This is a genomic window from Pantoea sp. SIMBA_079 (genome assembly GCF_046940275.1).
Taxonomy (GTDB): domain Bacteria; phylum Pseudomonadota; class Gammaproteobacteria; order Enterobacterales; family Enterobacteriaceae; genus Pantoea; species Pantoea borealis.
Window position 1 is genome coordinate 1 of record NZ_JAWRYR010000513.1, and the last position, 260, is coordinate 260.

1 protein-coding gene is annotated in these 260 nt (G+C 54.2%); it reads left to right on the forward strand.

Annotated elements, in window-relative coordinates; translation table 11 throughout:
* On the forward strand, positions 1–253 hold a 253-nt coding region (locus tag SB719_RS21010), incomplete at its 5' end, for an acyl-CoA dehydrogenase family protein (protein WP_412159864.1).
* Positions 254–260: the final 7 nt, after the last annotated feature.

Genomic DNA, 260 nt, shown 5'->3' on the forward strand with positions numbered 1-260 from the left:
GCTGGCCTCGATGGGTTTTGCGATTGCGATGAACAATCTCAAGATTGCCGCTTCACAGATGATCTTGCAGATCATCAATCACGCCATGCTGGTCTGCGGCATCATGGGCTACAAGAACGATACGCCCTTCAGCCTCGGACGCCATCTGCGTGACGCGCATTCCGCGCAGCTGATGATTTCAAACGAGCGCATCCTCGGCAATACCGCCACCATGCTGCTCATCCACAAACAGAACACCAGCCTTTTGGGATAACCGCCAT